The sequence below is a fragment of the Odoribacter lunatus genome (genome assembly GCF_943193135.1).
GTDB classification, from domain to species: Bacteria; Bacteroidota; Bacteroidia; order Bacteroidales; family Marinifilaceae; genus Culturomica; species Culturomica lunata.
Window position 1 is genome coordinate 37670 of record NZ_CALPCZ010000015.1, and the last position, 21164, is coordinate 58833.

At 41.0% G+C, this 21164-nt stretch carries 14 protein-coding genes and 1 tRNA gene; 14 read left to right on the top strand and 1 reads right to left on the bottom strand.

Annotated elements, in window-relative coordinates; genetic code table 11:
- Positions 1 to 31 precede the first annotated feature (31 nt).
- The 8 genes from mazG to NFR61_RS07280 all read left to right on the top strand — a co-directional run bounded on the left by mazG (position 32) and on the right by NFR61_RS07280 (position 10234).
- Positions 32 to 817: a nucleoside triphosphate pyrophosphohydrolase gene (mazG, locus tag NFR61_RS07245; protein WP_251622158.1), complete on the top strand. Its 786-nt coding sequence runs from the start codon at positions 32 to 34 to the stop codon at positions 815 to 817.
- A gap of 31 nt (positions 818 to 848) precedes the next feature.
- On the top strand, positions 849 to 1199 hold the full coding sequence (locus NFR61_RS07250; protein ID WP_251622160.1) for a hypothetical protein: 351 nt from the start codon (positions 849 to 851) through the stop codon (positions 1197 to 1199).
- Positions 1200 to 1303: 104 nt separating this feature from the next.
- Positions 1304 to 2428 (top strand): DNA polymerase III subunit beta, encoded by a 1125-nt coding sequence (gene dnaN / locus NFR61_RS07255; protein ID WP_251622162.1) that lies wholly within the window; start codon positions 1304 to 1306, stop codon positions 2426 to 2428.
- Positions 2429 to 2517: 89 nt separating this feature from the next.
- Positions 2518 to 3294: a 3'-5' exonuclease gene (locus NFR61_RS07260; protein WP_251622181.1), complete on the top strand. Its 777-nt coding sequence runs from the start codon at positions 2518 to 2520 to the stop codon at positions 3292 to 3294.
- 14 nt (positions 3295 to 3308) lie between these two features.
- Complete coding sequence (gene gldG / locus NFR61_RS07265; protein WP_251622164.1) at positions 3309 to 5705, top strand: gliding motility-associated ABC transporter substrate-binding protein GldG; 2397 nt, start codon at positions 3309 to 3311, stop codon at positions 5703 to 5705.
- 80 nt (positions 5706 to 5785) lie between these two features.
- Positions 5786 to 7678, top strand: a complete 1893-nt coding sequence (locus tag NFR61_RS07270) for a glycoside hydrolase family 35 protein (RefSeq protein ID WP_251622166.1) — start codon at positions 5786 to 5788, stop codon at positions 7676 to 7678.
- Positions 7679 to 7718: 40 nt separating this feature from the next.
- Positions 7719 to 9110 (top strand): type III secretion system chaperone family protein, encoded by a 1392-nt coding sequence (locus NFR61_RS07275; protein ID WP_251622168.1) that lies wholly within the window; start codon positions 7719 to 7721, stop codon positions 9108 to 9110.
- A 41-nt stretch (positions 9111 to 9151) separates the two neighbouring features.
- Complete coding sequence (locus NFR61_RS07280; RefSeq protein ID WP_251622170.1) at positions 9152 to 10234, top strand: trypsin-like peptidase domain-containing protein; 1083 nt, start codon at positions 9152 to 9154, stop codon at positions 10232 to 10234.
- A 369-nt stretch (positions 10235 to 10603) separates the two neighbouring features.
- Here NFR61_RS07280 and NFR61_RS07285 read toward each other — a convergent pair.
- Positions 10604 to 10677 (bottom strand) — tRNA-Arg (locus NFR61_RS07285).
- 134 nt (positions 10678 to 10811) lie between these two features.
- Between NFR61_RS07285 and NFR61_RS07290 the strand changes: the two genes are divergently transcribed.
- The 6 genes from NFR61_RS07290 to NFR61_RS07315 all read left to right on the top strand — a co-directional run bounded on the left by NFR61_RS07290 (position 10812) and on the right by NFR61_RS07315 (position 20921).
- Positions 10812 to 13034 (top strand): heavy metal translocating P-type ATPase, encoded by a 2223-nt coding sequence (locus NFR61_RS07290; protein WP_251622172.1) that lies wholly within the window; start codon positions 10812 to 10814, stop codon positions 13032 to 13034.
- 63 nt (positions 13035 to 13097) lie between these two features.
- Positions 13098 to 13250 (top strand): hypothetical protein, encoded by a 153-nt coding sequence (locus tag NFR61_RS07295; protein WP_251622174.1) that lies wholly within the window; start codon positions 13098 to 13100, stop codon positions 13248 to 13250.
- Positions 13251 to 13390: 140 nt separating this feature from the next.
- Positions 13391 to 14797: a Gfo/Idh/MocA family protein gene (locus NFR61_RS07300; protein ID WP_420910110.1), complete on the top strand. Its 1407-nt coding sequence runs from the start codon at positions 13391 to 13393 to the stop codon at positions 14795 to 14797.
- 115 nt (positions 14798 to 14912) lie between these two features.
- Complete coding sequence (locus NFR61_RS07305) at positions 14913 to 16055, top strand: acyltransferase (RefSeq protein ID WP_251622183.1); 1143 nt, start codon at positions 14913 to 14915, stop codon at positions 16053 to 16055.
- A 17-nt stretch (positions 16056 to 16072) separates the two neighbouring features.
- A complete protein-coding gene (locus NFR61_RS07310; RefSeq protein ID WP_251622176.1) occupies positions 16073 to 18418 on the top strand; it encodes a glycoside hydrolase family 95 protein in 2346 nt (781 codons plus the stop codon).
- Between the two features lie 154 nt (positions 18419 to 18572).
- On the top strand, positions 18573 to 20921 hold the full coding sequence (locus tag NFR61_RS07315; protein WP_251622178.1) for an ABC transporter permease: 2349 nt from the start codon (positions 18573 to 18575) through the stop codon (positions 20919 to 20921).
- Positions 20922 to 21164: the final 243 nt, after the last annotated feature.

The window sequence follows — 21164 nt, forward strand, 5'->3', positions numbered from 1 at the left end:
AAATGATATTTAACGAGGGGCTTTGTAGGTTATGAAGAATTTAGATCAAAAAAAAGAGGCTTTTGGTGAATTGCTTGATATTATTGCCATTTTGCGGGAAAAGTGTCCCTGGGATAGGAAGCAGACGATGGAATCTTTAAGAAGTTTAAGTATAGAGGAGGTATATGAGTTGGGGGAGGCTGTTTTGAATCATGATTTACTTGAAGTGAAAAAGGAGCTAGGAGATTTGATAATGCATGTGGTGTTTTATGCTCAATTGGCTGAGGAGCAGGGGGAATTTGATATGGCAGATGTGTTGAATGATATTTGTGAGAAGTTGAGATATAGGCATCCTCATATTTTCGGAAATATTCAAGTGGAAAATGAGGCAGATGTTTTGAGGAATTGGGAACAGTTGAAGTTAAAGGAAAAAGGACGTAAGCATCAAGTATTAGAGGGGGTACCTCGTTCTTTGCCTGCTTTGGTGAAAGCATATCGGATGCAGGATAAAGTGAGAGGAGTGGGGTTTGATTGGAAACAAAGAGAGGATGTATGGGATAAAGTGAGAGAAGAGTTGAAAGAACTGGAAGAAGAGATTAAACGGGGCGAGCAGGAAAGGATGGAAGAGGAGTTTGGGGATTTTATGTTTTCAATTATAAATGCAGCGCGATTATATGGTATTAATCCGGAAAATGCGTTGGAAAAGACTAATAATAAATTTTTAAGGCGGTTCTCTTATATTGAGAAACAGGCAAAAAAGACAGGTAAGAATTTGTCTGAAATGACGTTGGAAGAGATGGATTACTATTGGAATGAAGCCAAGAAAAGTGAGTCATAAATTTTGTTGAAAAGATAAAATATAGAAGCGTATGGATTTAACCGGGAAATGGAAATATAGAGAGGATTATGGGTATGGTACTGCAGAAGGAGAGTTGTTTCTGACACAGAATGAGGGACATTTATCTGGCAAGATTGTTTTTACGGATAATGTAGCTGATAACGATAAGTATATGATTCAGGAATTTGTAGAGGGAAAGCTTGAGGATATGAAAGTGCGTTTGGATGCGTATGAATTTGATATAATTCATTCCGAACATGATATCCGTTATGAATTGGATCGCTGGTTCGGTGTTTTGGTGGATGAAAAAACAATAAAGGGAATCAGTGAGGATGAGCAAGGTATCGGAGGTGTTTTTTTGTTTGAGAAATTGGATGTTTAGATGGTTAGGGTTTAAAAAAACGGGTTAAAATTTCAGCAGGAGAAAAAAATACATTAATTTAGGCGTTTGTTTCAATAGAATATAATAATGTTAAAATATAACGTATGAAATTTGTTGTATCAAGTAATGCAATGCTTACGCGTTTACAGGCGGTAAGTAAGGTGATAGGTGGAAAATCGGTACAGCCGATATTGGATAATATTCTTTTGGTAGCTGCCAATGGTCTGTTATATGCTACGGCATCGGATAAAGAAACGACGATGGAGGCAAAGATTGAGTTGGAGAACTTAGAGGAGGAAGGCAGAATAACTATTCCAGCCAAAATTTTGTTGGATATGTTGAAAGAGTTTCCGGAACAGCCACTTACGTTTGATATAAATGAATCGACGAATGAGGTAAAGATTATTTCCGAGAAAGGAGAATTTTCTGTAAGAGGAGAAAGTGCAGAAGATTATCCGGTACAAGGAGGTGCAGAAGGGGAGAATATTTCATTTTCAACGAAATGCGGTTTGATGTTGGATGGTATTGTGAAATCTATTTTTGCAACGGCTAATGATGATTTGCGTCCCGTAATGAATTGCATCTTGATTGAAATGAACGATGACAATTTTACTTTTGTGGCGTCAGATGCTCATAAGCTCGTCAGATATAAGCGTTTTGATGCCAAAAGCGATAACGGTCAGCATGTTTTAATACTTCCGAAAAAACCGGCATTAATGCTTAAGAATATTTTGCCGAAAGATGATGCGGAACTGGAACTTTCTTTTAATGAAAAGATGGTTTGTTTTGTTTTCGGTGATTACCGGATGACTTCAACTTTGGTAGAAGGACGTTTCCCCAATTATAATTCGGTTATTCCGCAAAATAATTCAAAGAAAGTAATTATAGAAAAGAAAGAATTGTATAATTCTTTGCGGCGGGTTTCGGTCATGGCTAATCAAGCGAGTAATCTGGTGAAGTTTGATTTATCGGGGGGAAAACTTATTATTTCCGCGCAGGATGTGGATTACTCTATGTCAGGTCATGAAACGTTGACTTGTCAATATGAAGGCGAGGAAATAGCAATTGGTTTTAAATCTCCGTTTGTGTTGGAGATTTTGTCAAATATAGAATCGGAGAATGTAGTCTTGGAATTATCGGATCCTACTCGTCCCGGTTTGTTTTTGCCTTTTGAAAATGAGGACAAGGACGAAGATTTATTGATGCTATTAATGCCGATGATGGTATAATTTATATTGAAAGTTTGAAAAGTCGGGAAGATCATGGTATTGTGCTCTTTCCGGCTTTTTGAGTTTGAAGGAATTTATTATTGAATGCAATGAAATTAAGTTTAGCTAATCCGATTATATTTTTTGATCTGGAGACGACAGGAGTAAATGTCGCTAAAGATCGTATTGTTGAAATTTCTCTTTTAAAAGTATATCCTAATGGTAAGGAGGAACAAAGAACGCTTCGTGTGAATCCGGAAATGCCTATACCCAAAGCAGCTTCTGAAGTACATGGTATTTATGATGAGGATGTAAAAGATTGCCCTTTTTTTAAGGAGATTGCTAAAGATTTGGCCCATTTTATGGAAGGATGTGATCTGGGTGGTTATAATTCCAATCGTTTTGATATCCCCTTATTAGCGGAAGAGTTTCTTCGGGTTGGTGTGGATTTTGATATGCGTAAGCGCAAGTTTGTAGATGTTCAGACTATTTTCCATAAGATGGAACAGCGAACCCTTTCTGCTGCTTATCGTTTTTATTGTGAGAAATGTTTGGAAGATGCTCATTCTGCCGCCGCCGATACAATGGCTACTTATGAGGTATTAAAAGCCCAGTTGGAAAGATATGGAGATAAACTTGAAAATAATGTCGAGTTTTTGAGTAAATTCTCTACTCAAAACAATACTGTTGATTTTGCAGGCTTCATTGTCTATAATGAAAAAGGGGAGGAAGTTTTTAATTTTGGAAAAAATAAAGGTGTTACAGTTGAGAAAGTATTAAAAGAACAACCCGGGTATTTTGCTTGGATATTGAATAGTGATTTCCCATTGTATACGAAAAAGGTATTGACAGAGATAAAGTTGAGGGGGAGCGGTTTGTTAAAATAAGAAAGACGAATAATATGGGAGAATTGATAAGAAAAGAACTGAAGAGTTTTTTTGCTGCGTTGTCCGGATATGTGGTATTAGGGTTCTTTTTAGTGGTAAATGGTTTGTTTTTATGGGTAATACCGGGAATGTATAATATTCCTGAAAGTGGGATGGCAGATTTGCAACCGTTCTTTTCTTTGGCTCCGATGCTTTATTTGTTTTTAGTGCCGGTAGTTTGTATGCGGCTTTTTGCAGAAGAGAAACGTGCTGGTACATTGGAACTTTTGTTTACCCGTCCAGTTTCAATAGCTAAGATTGTATGGGCAAAGTATTTGGCTGGTTTCTTTTTGGTTATATTGTCTATCTTACCGACATTGATTTATCCGATTAGTTTGTATTTTTTATCTCAGCCGGAGGGGAATATTGATACGGGAGGAATTATTGGTTCTTATATCGGATTAATTTTTTTATCGGGAATTTATGTGGCAGCAGGAGTTTGGGCTTCTGCAGTAACGGATAATCAGATTGTAGCTTTTCTTTATGCTATGGTTTGTTCTTTTTTGTTGTTTGCCGGATTTGATTTTATTAGTGAGGTTGGTTGGTTTGAGAATTATCAAAATTTATTGCAGCAGATAGGGATTCATTATCATTACGAACCGATGTCTCGGGGGGTAATAGCTTTGAGTGATATAGTTTATTTTATTTCGGTTATTCTTTTCTTTCTTTGGCTGACAATTCGCCGTTTTCATACGACTCGTTGGAGGTGGATATATGTTTTGCCATTGCTAATTATTGTGAATATTATTGCGAGTGGATTGTATTGGCGAGTGGATATTACGAATGATAAGCGTTATACACTATCTGATAATACAAAACAGTTGTTAAGGCAACTGGATAGAGGAGTAGGTGTGGATATTTTTTTGGCGGGTAATCTGCCGGCTGGAATACAGAAGTTACAGTATGCAACAACTCGAATGCTGGAAGAGTTCAGAAGAATTACTGGAAATAAATTGCGTTATACATTGGTGGATCCAGCTGATATACGCGATGTAGAGGAGAAAAAACAATTGGTGCAATATTTGGCAAGCAGGGGTATTATGCCTGTGAACCTAAATAGAACAACAACGGATGAGCGTTTACAGCAACAGATTATTTTTCCTGGATTGATTGTTTATGATGATAGCACAGAGGTAAGTATCAGTTTACTTCAAAATGTTCCGGGATATGCTCCGAATGATAATATCAATCATTCTATTGAAGCTTTGGAATATGAATTGACTAAGGCTTTGCGTCTTCTTACTCGTACAGAGAAAAAATCGGTTGCATTTCTTACCGGGCATGGGGAATTGCCTTATGAGGAGATTGTGGATATGGCAAAAACTTTGCTGTATTATTACAATGTGGATATTGTGAGTGCTGATTCATTGGCGTTGGATTTAGAGCGTTATAAAGCATTGATTATTGCAAAACCTACCAAAGATTTCTCTGAAAAAGATAAATATGTAATAGACCAATATATTATGCGGGGAGGCCGGGTTTTGTGGTGTGTGGATGAGGTGGACGTACATGATGATGTGTTGATGAAACAAGAGACGTCCTATGCTGTATATCGTCCTTTGAATATTGAGGATATGTTGTTTAAGTATGGGATAAGGATTAATCCCGATATTTTATTGGATGGAAATTGTGTATTGGTACCGGTGATAACAGGTATGAATGGTACGGAGCCTCAATATACTCCGGGACCTTGGTATTATTCGCCTTTGCTGCTTCCTTCGTCTTTGCATCCGGTGACGGCTGGACTTCAGCCTGTTCGGATGAATTATGCCAATACAATTGATACAGTAGGAGGGAAAGATGGTTTGAAGAAGACAATATTGTTAGCCTCTTCCAAATATTCGGCCTCGATGAAAACTCCTTGCCCGATAACTTTGTCAATTACGGAAGAAAAAATGACAGAAGAGCGATTTAATAAAAGCTATTTGCCTGTAGCGGTAATGATAGAAGGGGAATTTTCTTCGTTGTTTCGTTATTCCCATCGGGTAGATAATGTGTTGGAAGATACTTTTCTTCCTCGTAGTGTGTATAATAAGATGATTGTTATTTCCGATGGGGATGTTATTGCCAATCGACAGCATGGTATTGGCAAAAATGCACGTGTTGTTCCGTTGGGATACGATGAATATAGTGGAAGGGTATATGGAAATAAGGATTTTCTTTTGAATTGTGTGAATATGTTGTGTGATGATGAAGGATGGATGCAATTGCGGGGACGTAGCTTAACAATGTATTTAATCGACAAAACTCGGTTGAAGTCTGAACTTTTAGAATGGCAGATAATCAATTTGTTTGTTCCCTTACTTTGTGTGCTGACAGGGGGAGGACTTTTATTTTTCTTCCGTCGAAGAAAATATCGTGCTTCTGTTTAAAAGCTGAAGTAATTGTTTCCGAATAGGGGAAAATAGTATTATGTTTGTGGGTAATATTAAGCTTTTGAAATTTTAGTTATATGAGAAAAAGAATTATTGCTGTGTGCATCTCGTTGTTATTGTGCTCAGTTTTTGGGTTTTCACAGGAGAAATTTACCTTTGAAATTAAAGATGGACATTTTTATCGTAATGGTGAAATTATTCCGATTTTATCGGGAGAGATGCATTATCCCCGGATTCCTCATCAATATTGGCGTCATCGTTTACAGATGATGAAAGCAATGGGATTGAATACGGTGGCTACGTATGTATTTTGGAATTTACATGAGCCGGAACCGGGTAAATGGGAGTTTGATGGAGATAAAAATTTGGCGGAATATATCAGGATTGCCGGAGAAGAGGGCTTGATGGTCATACTTCGTCCGGGACCTTATGTTTGTGCGGAATGGGAATTCGGCGGTTATCCCTGGTGGCTTCAAAATATTGAAGGCATGGAAATTCGCCGGGATAATCCGGAATTTTTGAAGCGGACGAAACTATATATAGACCGGCTTTATCAAGAAGTAGGTTCATTGTTGGTAAGTAAAGGGGGACCCATAATAATGGTGCAGGCAGAAAATGAGTTCGGTTCTTATGTAGCACAGCGGAAAGATATACCTTTAGAAGAACATCGTAGATATAATGCTAAGATTAAACAGCAATTGGCAGATGCCGGTTTTGACGTACCGCTTTTTACCTCTGATGGCAGCTGGTTGTTTGAAGGTGGAGCTACTCCCGGTGCATTACCCACAGCAAATGGAGAGGGAAATGTTGAGAACTTAAAAAAAGTTGTGAATGAATATCATGGCGGTCAAGGTCCTTATATGGTTGCCGAGTTTTATCCGGGATGGCTGGACCATTGGGCAGAACCTTTCCCGTTAGTTAGTGCGACACGGATTGCCAGACAGACGGAAAAATATTTGCAGAATGATGTCTCTTTCAACTTTTATATGGTACATGGGGGAACTAATTTCGGTTTCTCTAGTGGGGCTAATTATGATAAAAAGCATGATATCCAGCCCGATATGACCAGTTATGATTATGATGCGCCGATTAGTGAAGCTGGTTGGGTGACTCCTAAATTCGATTCGATAAGGAATGTAATACAGCGTTATGTGAAATATGAAATCCCCGCAGCCCCGAAAGCATATTCTGTGATTGAAATACCATCGATTCGTTTGACAAAAGTAGCGGATGTTCTGGAAATACTCAAAAAGCAGTCACCGATAGAGGCAGTGTCTCCTTTGACGTTTGAACAATTGAACCAAGGATATGGTTATGTGTTATATTCCCGTCGTTTTAATCAACCGTTAAGCGGTAAGCTGGAAATACCGGGCTTGAGAGATTATGCTGTAGTATATGTCAATGGGGAAAAAGTTGGAGAATTGAACAGATATTACAAGAATTATTCCATAGATGTAGATATTCCTTTTAATGCTACCTTGGATATCTTGGTAGAGAATATGGGGCGTATTAATTATGGAGAAGAAATCGTGCGGAATACCAAGGGTATTATAAGTGCGGTAAAGATTGCAGATAATGAAATTACGGACAGTTGGGAAATGTATAAACTACCTTTGGATAAAATGCCGGAATTAGAGCGTTTGGATAAAGAAGATGTTTATGCGAATAAGCCACAGACGGAACAGAATTTAAAAGGCAAACCGCTTTTTTATGAAGGTTCTTTTGTTCTGGATAAAGTTGGTGATACCTTTATTGATATGGAAGGGTGGGGAAAAGGACTCATTTTTGTTAATGGAAAAAATATTGGTCGTTATTGGGGAGTAGGACCTCAACATACATTGTATATTCCGGGTGTGTGGCTAAAAGAGGGAACTAATCAGTTGGTTATTTTTGAGCAGTTGAACAATGATTGGAAGACGGAAGTAAAAACCGTGAAAGTACCGGTTTTGACGAAATTAAAGAATAATTAAAAGATAACTTATTGTAGTCTTATAAATTAGGTGTAATGCTATGAAAAAAACTTTAACTTTTACATCTCCGATTATTGCGTCAACGGAGAGTAAATTTAATGTTGAAGCTTTTGACGTTAGTGTTGAAGCTTTTGAAAATCATGAATATCTCAAATCATTTTACGCACTGTTGGATTATATCAACGGAGAGTTTCGTACAAAGTATGGCAATGTGCAGGGAAATGAGTTTAAGATACCTCATGGTTCTATAGTTGTGAATATTAAATTGGACGACGAAAAACTTTTGATTACGGCTCCTTTTGTTGCATTGCCGGAAAAAGGGCGGATTCCGTTATTGCGTCAGGTGGCGGGATTAAATTTTAATGGTATGGATTTGGCAATGATTTACTTGCGTGGAGAGCACCTATCTTTTGAATACAGTTGTCCCATTCAGTTGATAAATCCTTACAAAATTTATGGTGTGCTGGATGAAATTTGTCATACGGGAGATAAATACGATGATGAGTTTGAAACGAAATTCGGGGCTAAACGGATTTACGAGCCGAAAATTACTCCTTATGGTAAAAAAGAGGTAGATCGTATATATGAGGCTTTACAATTGAGTTGTAAAGAGTGTTTGGATGCTGTGAAATATTTTGAGCCGGCAAGAAAATACGGCTACATCTGGAATATCATAGATACGACCTTGATGAAGTTTATATACTTTGCACAGCCGCAAGGACAATTGTTGAATGATATACAAAAAGCAATCTTTAATATGGACAGGGATGACATTCCTTTGCCTGAAATTACGGAACAAGGGAAAGCGTTTGTGGAAAAATTGCAGGGAATGACAAAAGAGGAGTTGGCAAAAGACTTGTATTTTGTAGAGACATTCATTTCTCCGAAGCGCTCGTCTAATTTGCAAAACATCCGGGATAATTTTGAAAGCAGCTATAAGAGAATTTCTGCTTATATGGATGAGGGCGATTATATGACAGCTTGCATCATGATGTTGTATAAATTCTATGAAATGTATTATTACAACGATCTTCAGGAAGATGTCAACCGAGTTGTTGTAAGTGCTTTGAAGAAAACATCGGCATTACCTTGGGAAGAAGCTGCGGAAGAGCTGTATAAAGCAATGGAAGCGATTATGGAAGATGAGTTGGATGAATATGATGAGGATGAGGACGACGAAGATGATGACGAGGAGGAGGAAGAAGATGACAATGATTCCGATGGTTTGGATATGGAGACGTATATGAAAAACGTTCAGGCAATGCAACAGCAAATAATGCAGAATATGCAGCAGGCAATGCAGGGAGAGGGAATGCAGGAATATTTGCAAAAAGTACAGGAATTGCAGCAACAGATGCTAAAGGGAGAAATCAGTACGGAAGAGTATACGCTTAAAGTGCAGAAACTGGCAGCCAAGCAATTCGGTAAGTAAAATTCAGAATATATAAATGATTTACGTTAAATTATAGGATAATGGATCAGAACTTATTTCGAACAGTATATAAAGTCAATCATGCCGGAGGATCGGGAAGTTGTTTTTATCTGAAAAAATATGATTTGTTTATGACGAATTACCACGTCGTAGAGGGATTTCGTCAAGTGGCCTTGGAAGATAATGACAAAAACCGTTATTTGGCAAATGTTATATTGGTAAATCCTTTGCTTGATGTTGCGTTATTAACGGCGGAAGGTGATTTTTCTTCATTACCTGAAGTTGCTCTTGCAACGAAAGACGTCACATTAGGGCAGAAAATAAATGTTGCCGGCTATCCTTTCGGAATGCCTTTTGTTGTGACGGAAGGAACAGTGTCTTCTCCCAGGCAGTTGATAGAAGACAGATATTATATTCAGACCGATGCAGCTATTAATCCAGGCAATAGCGGAGGGCCGATGTTCAATCAGGAAGGGGAAATAGTAGCAATTACCACTTGTAAATTCAACAATGCCGATAATATAGGATTCGGAACTCCGGTTTCTTCATTAGGGGAAGTTTTGGAACAAATAGACGGGATAGACAGGAGTTGTTTTAATGTGCAGTGTCCGAGTTGTGAAGAATACGTAACGGATGAGGATGAATATTGTCCTTCTTGTGGAGAAAAACTTCCGGAAAATGTATTTCAACAAAGGGGACTCACGGACTTGGCGAAATTCTGTGAGAAAGCCATTGAAAAAATGGGAATTAATCCCGTGTTGGCACGTGTGGGATACGAAAACTGGGTATTTCATAAAGGAAGTTCCGAAATTCGGATATTTATTTTCCGGCGTTCTTATTTGATTTGTACTTCCCCTTTAAACAATCTGCCTAAAAAGAATCTGGAACCGGTATTGACTTACTTATTGACTTCCGAAGACATCAAACCTTATCAATTGGGCTTGGACGGTAGTCAGATTTATTTGTCTTACCGTATTCATATCTCGGACATCTTTTCGGAGTTTGCAGATGAAATCCAGAAAAATATAACCGAAATGGCTTTTAAAGCTGACGATATGGATAATTATCTTGCAGACAATTTTGGTTGTGAATTTTCCGAATATGCCAAAAAAGATGCTATTTGATAGAAAATACCTTGCGGTATTCGGATATATAAAAGCAAGCGACCTAATGGTCGCTTACTTTTTATCATAGATACCGTAATGATTTAGTAACGATTTCTGATTGTTTGTAAAAGAGCTTAAAATAGCGGTTTTAAAAAAGCTATCGTTTTTGTACCGAAAACCTATCGTTTTTGCATCAAAAACCTATCGTTTTTTATTCGGAATTGATATGTATGCAATTTACACGCTTTTTGAAGGCTTTTTCCACTCCATCGATTTTGCAGGTGAAAGATTCCTTATTTTGCCAAAAACAGAGGGATTGTCCTAAAACAAAAATCCCTAATAATCAATTATTATTAGGGATTTTCTTTTCTTTGCTTCTTCAAAAAGTGATCCAGGCGGGATTCGAACCCACGACCTACGGCTTAGAAGGCCGTTGCTCTATCCAGCTGAGCTACTGGACCGACACTTTTACGGTTTGGCGGTGCAAATATAGGGTATTTTTGCCGGAATGCAAATTTTTGTTTTGATTTCACGTATAAAATTATTGATTAATTTTGCGAGAAAAGGATTGTGATAATAATATAAAGAATAGTTCATGGAAGGAAATACAGAAGCAAAAAAGATATTTTATGTGACCGGCATGATGTGTGCCGGTTGTGCAACGACAGTGGAAAACACTGTGGCGGCTCAAAAAGGGGTAAAAGAAGCACGGGTTAATTTTGCAGCTTCAAATATAGCAGTGGATTATGATGCAACTATAGTCTCTCCGGAAAAATTGCGGGAGGCGGTACGTGAGGCAGGGTATGATTTATTGATAGAGGAAGAAGACAATGATAGAATGCGTGACATACAGGAACGAGAGTATCGTCAATTAAAAAAAAGAACCATCGGAGCGATATTGTTGGCATTCCCAGTATTTATTATCGGGATGTTTTTTATGCATCGGCCTTATGCTAATTGGATTATGTTGGTATGTACGTTGCCGGTACTGGTGATTTTCGGACGTGACTTTTTTATCAATGCGTGGTCGCAATTAAAGCACGGACGGGCGAATATGGATACATTGGTCGCTGTGAGTACGGGAATAGCTTTTCTTTTTAGCTTGTTTAATACGGTTTATCCGGAATATTGGACGAAGAGGGGATTAGAGGCGCATGTATATTATGAAGCCTCTGCAGTAATCATTGCTTTGATATTATTAGGCCGCTTATTGGAGAGCAAAGCGAAAAATAATACCTCCTCTGCCATTCGTAAATTAATGGGATTACAACCTAAAACGGTAATTCGGATTACAGACGACGGCAGTGAATTAGAAATACCGGTCAAGGCCGTACAACCGGGGGACATCTTATTGGTCAAACCGGGTGAACGTATACCAGTAGACGGAACGGTGACTACCGGAGAATCGTATGTAGATGAAAGCATGATAACGGGAGAATCTCTTCCGGTAGAAAAAATCAGCGGGGAAAAAGTATTTGCAGGAACTATGAATCAAAAAGGAAGTTTTCGTTTTACGGCAGAACGGGTCGGGAACGAAACAATATTGGCTCATATCATAAAAATGGTACAGGAAGCACAGGGAAGCAAAGCGCCGGTACAGCGTTTGGTGGATAAAATCGCCGGAATCTTTGTTCCGACGGTCATAGGTATTGCGATACTGACCTTTATCATTTGGATGCTTGTCGGGGGGAATTTTGCATTTACCCATGCGTTATTGACCTCCGTGACGGTATTGGTCATTGCTTGTCCATGCGCTTTGGGATTGGCAACGCCGACGGCAATTATGGTGGGTATCGGCAAAGGAGCGGAGAGGAATATTCTGATTAAAGATGCGGAAGGGTTGGAACTACTGTATAAAACGACAGCAATTGTTTTGGATAAAACAGGAACGATTACCGAAGGACGCCCTGAAGTAACGGCATTAGAATGGAAAGAAGGGATAGAAAATGAAAAATACGCTTCGGTATTATTGTATTTGGAAAGCCGGTCGGAACATCCATTGGCAGATGCGGTTGTTGCCTATTTATCGGAAAAAAGGATAGGGGTGTTGGTGGATGGCACCTTTGAAAGTGTAACAGGGCAAGGCGTGAAAGGCATTATAGAAGAGAAAGAATATTGGATAGGCAACAAGCGGTTGATGGAAGAAAACGGCATAACAATAACGGAAGAACAATTAAAACAAGCCGACGAATACCGAATGAAGGGAAACACAGTTGTTTACTTTGCCGGAGAACGGCAACTACTTGCTCTGATTGCCATTGCTGACCGGATAAAAGAAAGCTCTGTTGCCGCTATTCATAAACTCCGGCAATTGGGGATAAAAGTGTGTATGCTTACCGGTGATAACGAGTTGACCGCCCGAACTGTTGCCACCCGTTTGGGAATACAAGACTACAAAGCGGAAGTCATGCCGTCGGATAAAGCTGATTTCGTAAAAGCCTGGCAGGCGCAGGGAGAAATTGTCGCAATGGTCGGAGACGGAATCAACGACTCTCAGGCATTGGCCCAGGCGGACGTCAGCATTGCAATGGGGAGAGGATCGGACATCGCTATGGATGTAGCCAAAATAACGTTGATGACCTCTGATTTGAATGCTATACCGGAAGCCTTGAGACTTTCCCGCCGGACGGTAAAAACCATTCGGCAAAATCTGTTTTGGGCATTTATTTACAATATTATCGGCATACCGGTGGCAGCGGGGATATTATATCCGTGTTGCGGATTCTTGTTAAATCCGATGATTGCCGCCGCTGCTATGGCATTTAGTTCCGTATCGGTTGTTACCAACAGTTTGCGCCTGAAATCATCGAAAATGTAACATTCCGGAGAAAGATTGCGTTTCTTTGAAAAATACAAAGGCTAATATTAAAAATACGCAATCATGGAATCGGAAACTAACAAACGAAAAAGTCAGTCACTTCGGAAAGAAGTAACAGAAAATCATGCCATGGGAAATGATGTGGAACTTTTGCACTCGCAGGGAGACGAGCCCGATCTGAAAAAGTATTTGAGAGACAAAAGCGAAAAAGAGTAAAAATCCTTTTTAAAACTTACTCTTTGTAAAAAAATTTACATAGATGGAGCAATTGATGAAAAAATGATATATCTTTATCCCCGCAAACGGTTGAGATAAATACCCTTGTTTTTAATTCATCAATTTATAAATTACTATCTATGTTGAAAATTTTTAGTTTTTTCGTAGTCGCTTTAATGTTGGCTGCTTGTAATTGCGGTCAACAGGCGGATGCAGCTGGAAAAAAAGTTAAACCGTTAACGGTTGCCACACCCAAGCGTCCTGCCGGACAGACAGATGTTGTCGGACTTACCACCCCGAAACTTGATACGGTGAGAGTCGGATTTATCGGCTTGGGAATGAGAGGTCCGGGAGCAGTCAAACGTTTTACTCACATTCCGGGAACCAAAGTCGTTGCTTTGTGTGATATTCGTCCGGAACGGGTGGAATTTTGTCAGAATATATTGAAAGAAGCAGGACTTCCGGAAGCAGCTGCTTATTCAGGAGATGAAGACGCTTGGAAACAATTGTGTGAACGTGACGACATTGATTTGGTTTACATTGCTACCGATTGGAAGCACCATGCACCGATGGGGGTATATGCCATGGAACACGGAAAACACGTAGCAATAGAAGTGCCTGCAGCCATGACATTGGATGAAATCTGGTCTTTGATTAATACTTCCGAAAAAACTCGTAAACATTGCATGCAATTGGAAAACTGTGTGTATGACTTTTTCGAGCTGACCACACTTAATATGGCACAACAGGGACTGTTCGGAGAAGTACTTCATGTGGAAGGTTCTTATATCCACAATTTGGAAGAATTTTGGCCTGAATACTGGAACAACTGGCGTATGGATTACAACCAGAACAATCGGGGAGATGTTTACGCTACGCACGGTATGGGACCGGCTTGTCAATTGTTGGATATGCACCGCGGAGACCGTATGGACTACCTCGTTGCTATGGATACAAAACCGGTAAATGGTCCTGCTGTAGTGGAAAAAGCTACCGGTAAAAAAGTAGAAAACTTCCAGAACGGTGACCAGACTACCACAAGTATCCGTACGAAAAACGGAAAAACGATGTTGATTCAGCACAATGTAATGACTCCTCGTCCGTACAGCCGTATGTATCAGTTGGTGGGAACAGACGGATATGCCAGCAAATATCCGATACAGGAATATTGCTTGAGACCTGCCCAGGTAGATTCAAAAGATGTACCCAATCATGAAAATCTGAATGCGCACGGTTCTGTTCCGGCAGACGTAAGAAAGGCATTGATGAACAAATACAAACATCCGATACATAAAGAATTGGAAGAAACGGCTAAAAAAGTCGGTGGTCACGGTGGTATGGACTTTATCATGGATTACCGTTTGATATATTGCCTGCGCAACGGATTGCCTTTGGATATGGACGTTTATGATTTGGCAGAATGGTGCAGTATGGCAGAATTGACCCGTTTGTCTATTGAAAATAATAGTGCCGCTGTTGAAGTACCCGATTTCACCCGGGGCGGATGGCAAAAAGTGAATGGATATCGTCATGCTTTTGTAAAATAAATTTTTGCAAAAAACTTGACTATTGATTTTTAGGGGAAAGAGCCCGGCTATATGCCGGGCTCATTTTGTTTCTATAAATAAGTATGTTAATTTTAACCCCGTAAACTTCTAAAATATAATCATGGAGGCAAAAAATAATATCGGCTGGGTGGACCTCTTGCGGGTATTGGCTTGTTTTTTTGTGGTCTTTTCCCATTGTTGCGATGCTTTTGTTGCTCAATTTGATGTAAATCGTCCGGCGTTTCTGACGGGAGTATTTGCAGGGAGCTTCATGCGGCCGAGTGTACCGTTATTTGTCATGATGACCGGTGTACTGTTGCTGCCTTTAAAGCCCGGAACCACTCTTACCGGATTTTATCGTAAGCGCATCGGGCGCATATCGTTTCCTTTAGTGGGATGGTCGCTCCTCTTGCCGGTATTGACATACCTTTACTTCACTTGTCTTAATCCGGAAACGCAAAACCCTTTGATAACCATCGGTGATTATACTGCTTCCACCTTGTGGGTACGGTTGTATACTTTTATATTTAACTTCAACTTCGATACCGTCCCCTTATGGTATCTCTACATGCTTATCGGGCTGTATTTGTTCATGCCGTTGCTGAACAGCTGGTTAGTGCAGGCGACTCGCAAAGAATTGAAAACGGTATTGGTGATTTGGGGAGTGTCCTTATTGCTTCCTTATATCAAAATGTTTGCTCCCGTCTTGGGCTATCGCGGTAACTTTGGACACATGGGAATATGGGGTGAATGCGATTGGAATGCTTACGGCACATGTTATTACCTTTCCGGCTTTATGGGCTATTTGCTCTTAGCTTATTATTTGATGAAATACCCCTTAGACTGGAGTTGGCGAAAAACACTTCTGATAACCCTGCCGATGTTTGCGGTAGGCTATTTGATAACCTCTGTCGGTTACGTAATTACTCAGGAATATTTCCCCGGCAACTATGCATATCTGGAAATAATATGGTATTTTACGGGAATAAACGTATTCATGATGACCTTCGCACTCTTTGTCATTGTGCAGAAAATACGTGTACCCTCTTTGCCGTGGTTATCCCGGTTGGCAAGCCTCTGTTTCGGGATTTATCTGTGTCACTATATTTTTATATTTGTGGATTACGACTTGTTTAACCTTGCCGGCTGGCCTTATATAGTGCGCATCCTTTGTATGGCCTGTACAACCTTTGCGGTTAGCTCCTTACTTGCGTGGGTACTTTCTAAAGGTAAATTTACCGGACGTTTTGTAAAATAAATAACAGAACCTATAAGATGAAGAAACAAATTGAATGGATTGTGTACTTTCTCTTGCTCTCTAGCTTTTCCGCTGTAGCGCAAGATTGGGTACTGGAATATGACAAACCGGCTAGAAATTGGATGAATGAGGCATTGCCCATTGGAAATGGCTATATGGGAGCCATGTTTTTTGGCGGTCCGGTTACGGACGAAGTGCAGGTTTCGGAAGAAAGTTTCTGGGCGGGAGGTGTCGGAGCGAATAAGAAATACAGAGGAGGAAATAGGCGGGAGAGCTGGAGGTATTTGGATACAATCCGTGAATTGTTGAAACAGGGAGAAAAGGCGAAAGCGGCGGAGCTGGCGGAGCGTTATTTCATAGGTGAAACAACACCTACGGCAGCCGGAGACCAATTTGGGGATTTCGGAGGAAACCAAACCTTTGGGTCGCTTTTTGTCACGGTGGAAACATCTGACACCTTATATGGGAATTACCGGCGTATGCTGGATTTGTCCAAAGCGGAGGGGCGGGTGCGTTATATAATGGGAGGGATACGTTTTGAAAACACGTATTTTGCTTCTTATCCTGCCCGTTTGCTCGTGATGAAATACACAAATGACGCCCCCAAAGGAAAAGATTATGCGGTCGAATTTCGGACGCCTCACCTGCATTCAGTCAAAGCGGTGGGAAAAGACCTGTTGGAAATAAAAGGGACACTAGCCTCCAACGGGCTGCCGTTTGAGGGTAAAATCTTAGTGAAAACAGACGGAAAACCTGCCATAAAAGATGGGAAATACCGGATAAAGAGTGCTACCTGGCTGGAACTATACCTCACGGTGGCATCCGCTTACCGGAACAGTTATCCGGATTATACGGGTAATGATTACGAAGCAGTGAATAATCGGGCGATAACTTGGGCGCGCAATACGGATTTCGATGTGCTCAGACATGCCCATCAACAGGACTTCGGAGCTTTGTTCAACCGGGTGGAAATAAATTTGGGACATTCCGGTCAAGAGCAACTGACGACGGATAAACGGCAATTGCAGTATGCGCAGGGAGCCTATGACCCAGGATTGGAGGCTCTGTATTTTCAATACGGACGTTATCTGCTGATCAGCAGTTCGCGCGAGGGAACGATGCCCGCACACTTGCAAGGACGGTGGAATCATGAATTAAACGCACCGTGGGCATGCGATTACCACATGAACATCAATTTGCAGATGATATACTGGCCTGCCGAAGTAACCAACTTGAGCGAATGCCATTTGCCTTTAATTGAATATATTGACAAATTGCGTGAACCGGGACGGGTAACGGCAAAAGAATACTTCAATGCACGCGGCTGGTCCGTACATACGATGAATAATGCTTACGGATATACGGCTCCCGGCTGGAGCTTCTATTGGGGGTATGCGCCCAACAGTGCCGCCTGGTTATGCAGGCACCTGTGGGAACACTTTAACTATACGGGAGACGAACAGTATTTGAAAGAAAAAGCGTGGTCGATAATGAAGGAAGCCGGAGAATTCTGGCTGGATTATTTAAGCGAAGATACGGACGGGACACTGGTTTCTTCTCCATCCTATTCTCCCGAACACGGAGATATTGCCATCGGAGCGACGATTGACCAGGAGATAGCGTGGGATTTGTTTACCAATTTGTTGGCAGCCTATGAATATGTGAAAGAAGATACGGGTTTTATAGACAGCATCCGGGCAGCTCGGGAGCGGCTTTCTCCTTTAAAAATCGGGCGTTTCGGGCAGTTGCAGGAGTGGAAGGAGGATTTGGATGACCCTCGTAATCCTCACAGGCACGTTTCGCATCTGTACGCTTTATATCCCGGTTGTCAAATATCTCCTGCCCAAACTCCTCAAATGGCGGAAGCGGCGAAACGGACACTGGTCTATCGGGGAGAGGAGGGAACCGGCTGGTCGTTGGCATGGAAAATCAACTTTTGGGCTCGTTTGTTGGACGGGAATCAGTCGTATAAAATGTTACGGAATATTTTACGGCCTTCCCTCAGCCGGGGAGATTACCGCAACCCTTCCGGGAGCGGCTCGTATGCTAATTTACTGTGTGCCCATCCGCCTTTCCAGATTGACGGGAATATGGGAGCGGTAGCCGGTATTGCAGAACTGTTGTTGCAATCTTATGACGGGACGGTAAATCTGTTGCCGGCACTGCCTACGGCCTGGCCTACGGGTAGTGTAAAAGGATTGAAAGCCAGGGGAGGGTACACTGTGGATATGAGTTGGAAAGACGGATTGTTGAAAGAAGCAAGTGTCACAGCCTCCCAATCGGGAAGCTGTCGCGTAAAATACCGGGAAAAAGAAAAAGTGCTGACACTGCAAGCTGGAGAAACCGTACGGCTTGACTGGTAAATGTAAAGTGTCAATATATCATACGCCGATGTCTAAAAAATAGACATCGGCTTTATTTTTTGAAGTTATATAAAAAGCTGTCATTTAGTTGTTTAATGATATTGGCATATAATTTGTTAAAAAGAAAAGCAGAAAATAATTAAATCAAAATAGAATGAGTTTTTTACAGGCTTTTGTGCGGTTATACAGAACTGCTTTTCGGAACAAAGGATTGACGTTTATCAACATTTTCGGCTTGGGAACAGGATTGGCTGTTGCGCTTTTCCTGCTGGTTTATTTGCAGTTTGAGTTTTCCTACGACAGGCATTTCAAGGATGCCGACCGGATTTACCGGATGTTAAGCGTATGGAAAGAAAGTGGTGAAAATGCGAATTATCCCATCAATCTAGGAGTATTGGCATCGACCTTGGTAAAAGAGGTTCCGGAAGTGGAAACGGCTTCCCGGCTATATACCTGGGGAACGATGGATTTGAAATATGAAAACGGAGAGAAGGCACCGGTGAAAAGCTATATGGTGGATTCATCCTTTCTGGATATTTTTTCTTTTACTCCCGTATATGGAAATCTGGAGGGAGCGTTGAATATGCCGAATACCTGTGTCATTACGAGGAGTACGGCCGACCGTTTTTTCGGGGTCGGGAGTAACCCCGTCGGAAAAAGTTTACAGTATGAAGCCAGAAGAACATCGCTTGAGGTAAAAGCGGTCATTGAGGATATTCCGCAAAATACGCACTTCCAGTTTGACTTGCTGACAAAATTACCCGAATTCGGGTGGGGAGGACTGGAATATTTTACCTATCTAAAATTGCGTCCAGGAGTAGACCCGGCGGTAGCCATAGCGAAATGCGACCAAATCAATGCAGAACTCCTGACAAATCGTTTCGGAAAATATGGTGCTGCTTTTGAAAGTATAACCGAACCATTGACGGAACTTCATACGGCGACCCGTTCCTCTTCTTACGATTTGAGCGTGCCTGCCAGTAAAACCAATCTGATATTCATTATTGTCGTGACGCTCTTTATTTTGGCGATAGCTTTGTCTAATTTTATCTCATTGTATCTCATTCAGGGAGAAAAGCGGTCCATGGAAATAAGTGTACGTAAAACAAACGGAGCGGAAAGGAAAACAATCATGGGTATGCTATTTTCCGAAACAACATTGGTTACGTCGGTCGCTTTTGTATTGGCTATTGCACTGTATTATGCGTTTGCCGGAATATTTGCCGGATTGATAGACTTCAACATGCCCGAAGAGGTAGGTGTGACGGGAACCATGTGGGGATGCTTCGTCTTGCTCTTCATATTGGTATCGCTCATTGCGGGCGGCTATCCGGCCTACTATCTTTCTCGTTTTGCACCGGTGGAATTGGTACGGAAAACGGTAGTCAGAAAATACAAACTGACGGCCGCTTCGGTGGTAATACAATTCTCGGTGGTTATTTTTTGTATATCCGCGCTTTTGGTAGTGTGGCGTCAATTGGACTACATGAAAAAAATGCCGTTGGGATTCAATCCTGATAACGTATTGACAGTGGGTGTGGGATGCAACATGCATGCGTATGAAGGTATTCGTTCCGACTTGATGCAGTATCCTGAAATAGTGGATGTGGCGATGGGGCAGGGACATCCGTTTAGCGGTTGCAGCGGGCAAAATCTGAGACGGACAGACCAGACGGATAAAGAAACCATCTCTATCGATGAAAGACGCTCCGGCCCCGGCTATTTCAGAACGTATGAAATCCCTATCATGGAAGGACGGGAACTGAAATATGAGAACAGAATGGATTCCGCTGGTATTCTCCTGACGGAGACGACACTTGCAGCATTGGGATTACAAGATCCTGTGGGGAAAAAAGTAATGTTCAACGGAAGTCCGGTAACGGTAGTCGGAATCGTGAAAGACATTCATTACGGTTCGGCTCGGACGAAGATAGGTCGTTTGGTGTACACGGCTTATTCTCCTTATTCTTCGGTATTGGGGGTAAGGTATCAGCCTGGAGAATACCAGCAGGCGAGAGAGCATGTGGCGGAAATCATGAAAAAACATTTTGAGGGAGTGCCTTATGCTATGGTGCAATTGAGAGATGTCGCCGACAACATGTATAAACAGGATGAAATAACTTCCCGTATTTTGATGAGCGGGACGGTGTTGGCTATCATACTGGCCTTGTTGGGACTGGTGGCGTTAATGGGCTTTGTTGCCCACCAGAAACGGAAAGAAATCAGTGTACGCCGGGTATTGGGAGCACAGGTCGGCAGTGTAGTGTACGATTTGAACCGGTATATATTGGTGCGGATACTTCCGGCATTGCCCATTGGAGTGGGGGTAAGTTATTACGTCATGTATCATTGGTTACAGAACTTTGCCTATGCCACTGAATTAAGTTGGTGGTTATTTGGCGGTGCTTTGCTCTTAACCTTCGTTATTGTACTTCTGACAATCTTGTATCAGAGCATTCATTCGGCAATGGCCAATCCGGTAGATGCCTTGAAAACGGAATAAACCCGAATTATTTGCTTTTTATTCTTATATGGCTCCGTGTTCTCTTGCACGGAGCCTTTTACTTTCAATATTGCTTAGATTTTTCTTAATAACAAATCTTCGGTAAATTTTGGGGGAATTTTTCTATCTGAAGTACAGGAAAAACAACTTAAAAAAGGATATATGTTTTATAAGCATGTACCTGTAGTTTCATGTTGAAAAAAAGAAAATAAGTTTTTAATATTTTATTGGGGATTATTTTGA

What these genes read in the sequence shown, in the direction of transcription:
- NFR61_RS07310 (WP_251622176.1), top strand. Translation starts at nt 16,073, where the DNA reads ATGAAGAAACAAATTGAATGGATTGTGTACTTTCTCTTGCTCTCTAGC.
- NFR61_RS07270 (WP_251622166.1), top strand. Translation starts at nt 5,786, where the DNA reads ATGAGAAAAAGAATTATTGCTGTGTGCATCTCGTTGTTATTGTGCTCA.
- NFR61_RS07275 (WP_251622168.1), top strand. Translation starts at nt 7,719, where the DNA reads ATGAAAAAAACTTTAACTTTTACATCTCCGATTATTGCGTCAACGGAG.
- NFR61_RS07260 (WP_251622181.1), top strand. Translation starts at nt 2,518, where the DNA reads ATGAAATTAAGTTTAGCTAATCCGATTATATTTTTTGATCTGGAGACG.
- mazG (WP_251622158.1), top strand. Translation starts at nt 32, where the DNA reads ATGAAGAATTTAGATCAAAAAAAAGAGGCTTTTGGTGAATTGCTTGAT.
- NFR61_RS07290 (WP_251622172.1), top strand. Translation starts at nt 10,812, where the DNA reads ATGGAAGGAAATACAGAAGCAAAAAAGATATTTTATGTGACCGGCATG.
- gldG (WP_251622164.1), top strand. Translation starts at nt 3,309, where the DNA reads ATGGGAGAATTGATAAGAAAAGAACTGAAGAGTTTTTTTGCTGCGTTG.
- NFR61_RS07315 (WP_251622178.1), top strand. Translation starts at nt 18,573, where the DNA reads ATGAGTTTTTTACAGGCTTTTGTGCGGTTATACAGAACTGCTTTTCGG.
- NFR61_RS07300 (WP_420910110.1), top strand. Translation starts at nt 13,391, where the DNA reads ATGTTGAAAATTTTTAGTTTTTTCGTAGTCGCTTTAATGTTGGCTGCT.
- NFR61_RS07250 (WP_251622160.1), top strand. Translation starts at nt 849, where the DNA reads ATGGATTTAACCGGGAAATGGAAATATAGAGAGGATTATGGGTATGGT.
- NFR61_RS07295 (WP_251622174.1), top strand. Translation starts at nt 13,098, where the DNA reads ATGGAATCGGAAACTAACAAACGAAAAAGTCAGTCACTTCGGAAAGAA.
- dnaN (WP_251622162.1), top strand. Translation starts at nt 1,304, where the DNA reads ATGAAATTTGTTGTATCAAGTAATGCAATGCTTACGCGTTTACAGGCG.
- NFR61_RS07280 (WP_251622170.1), top strand. Translation starts at nt 9,152, where the DNA reads ATGGATCAGAACTTATTTCGAACAGTATATAAAGTCAATCATGCCGGA.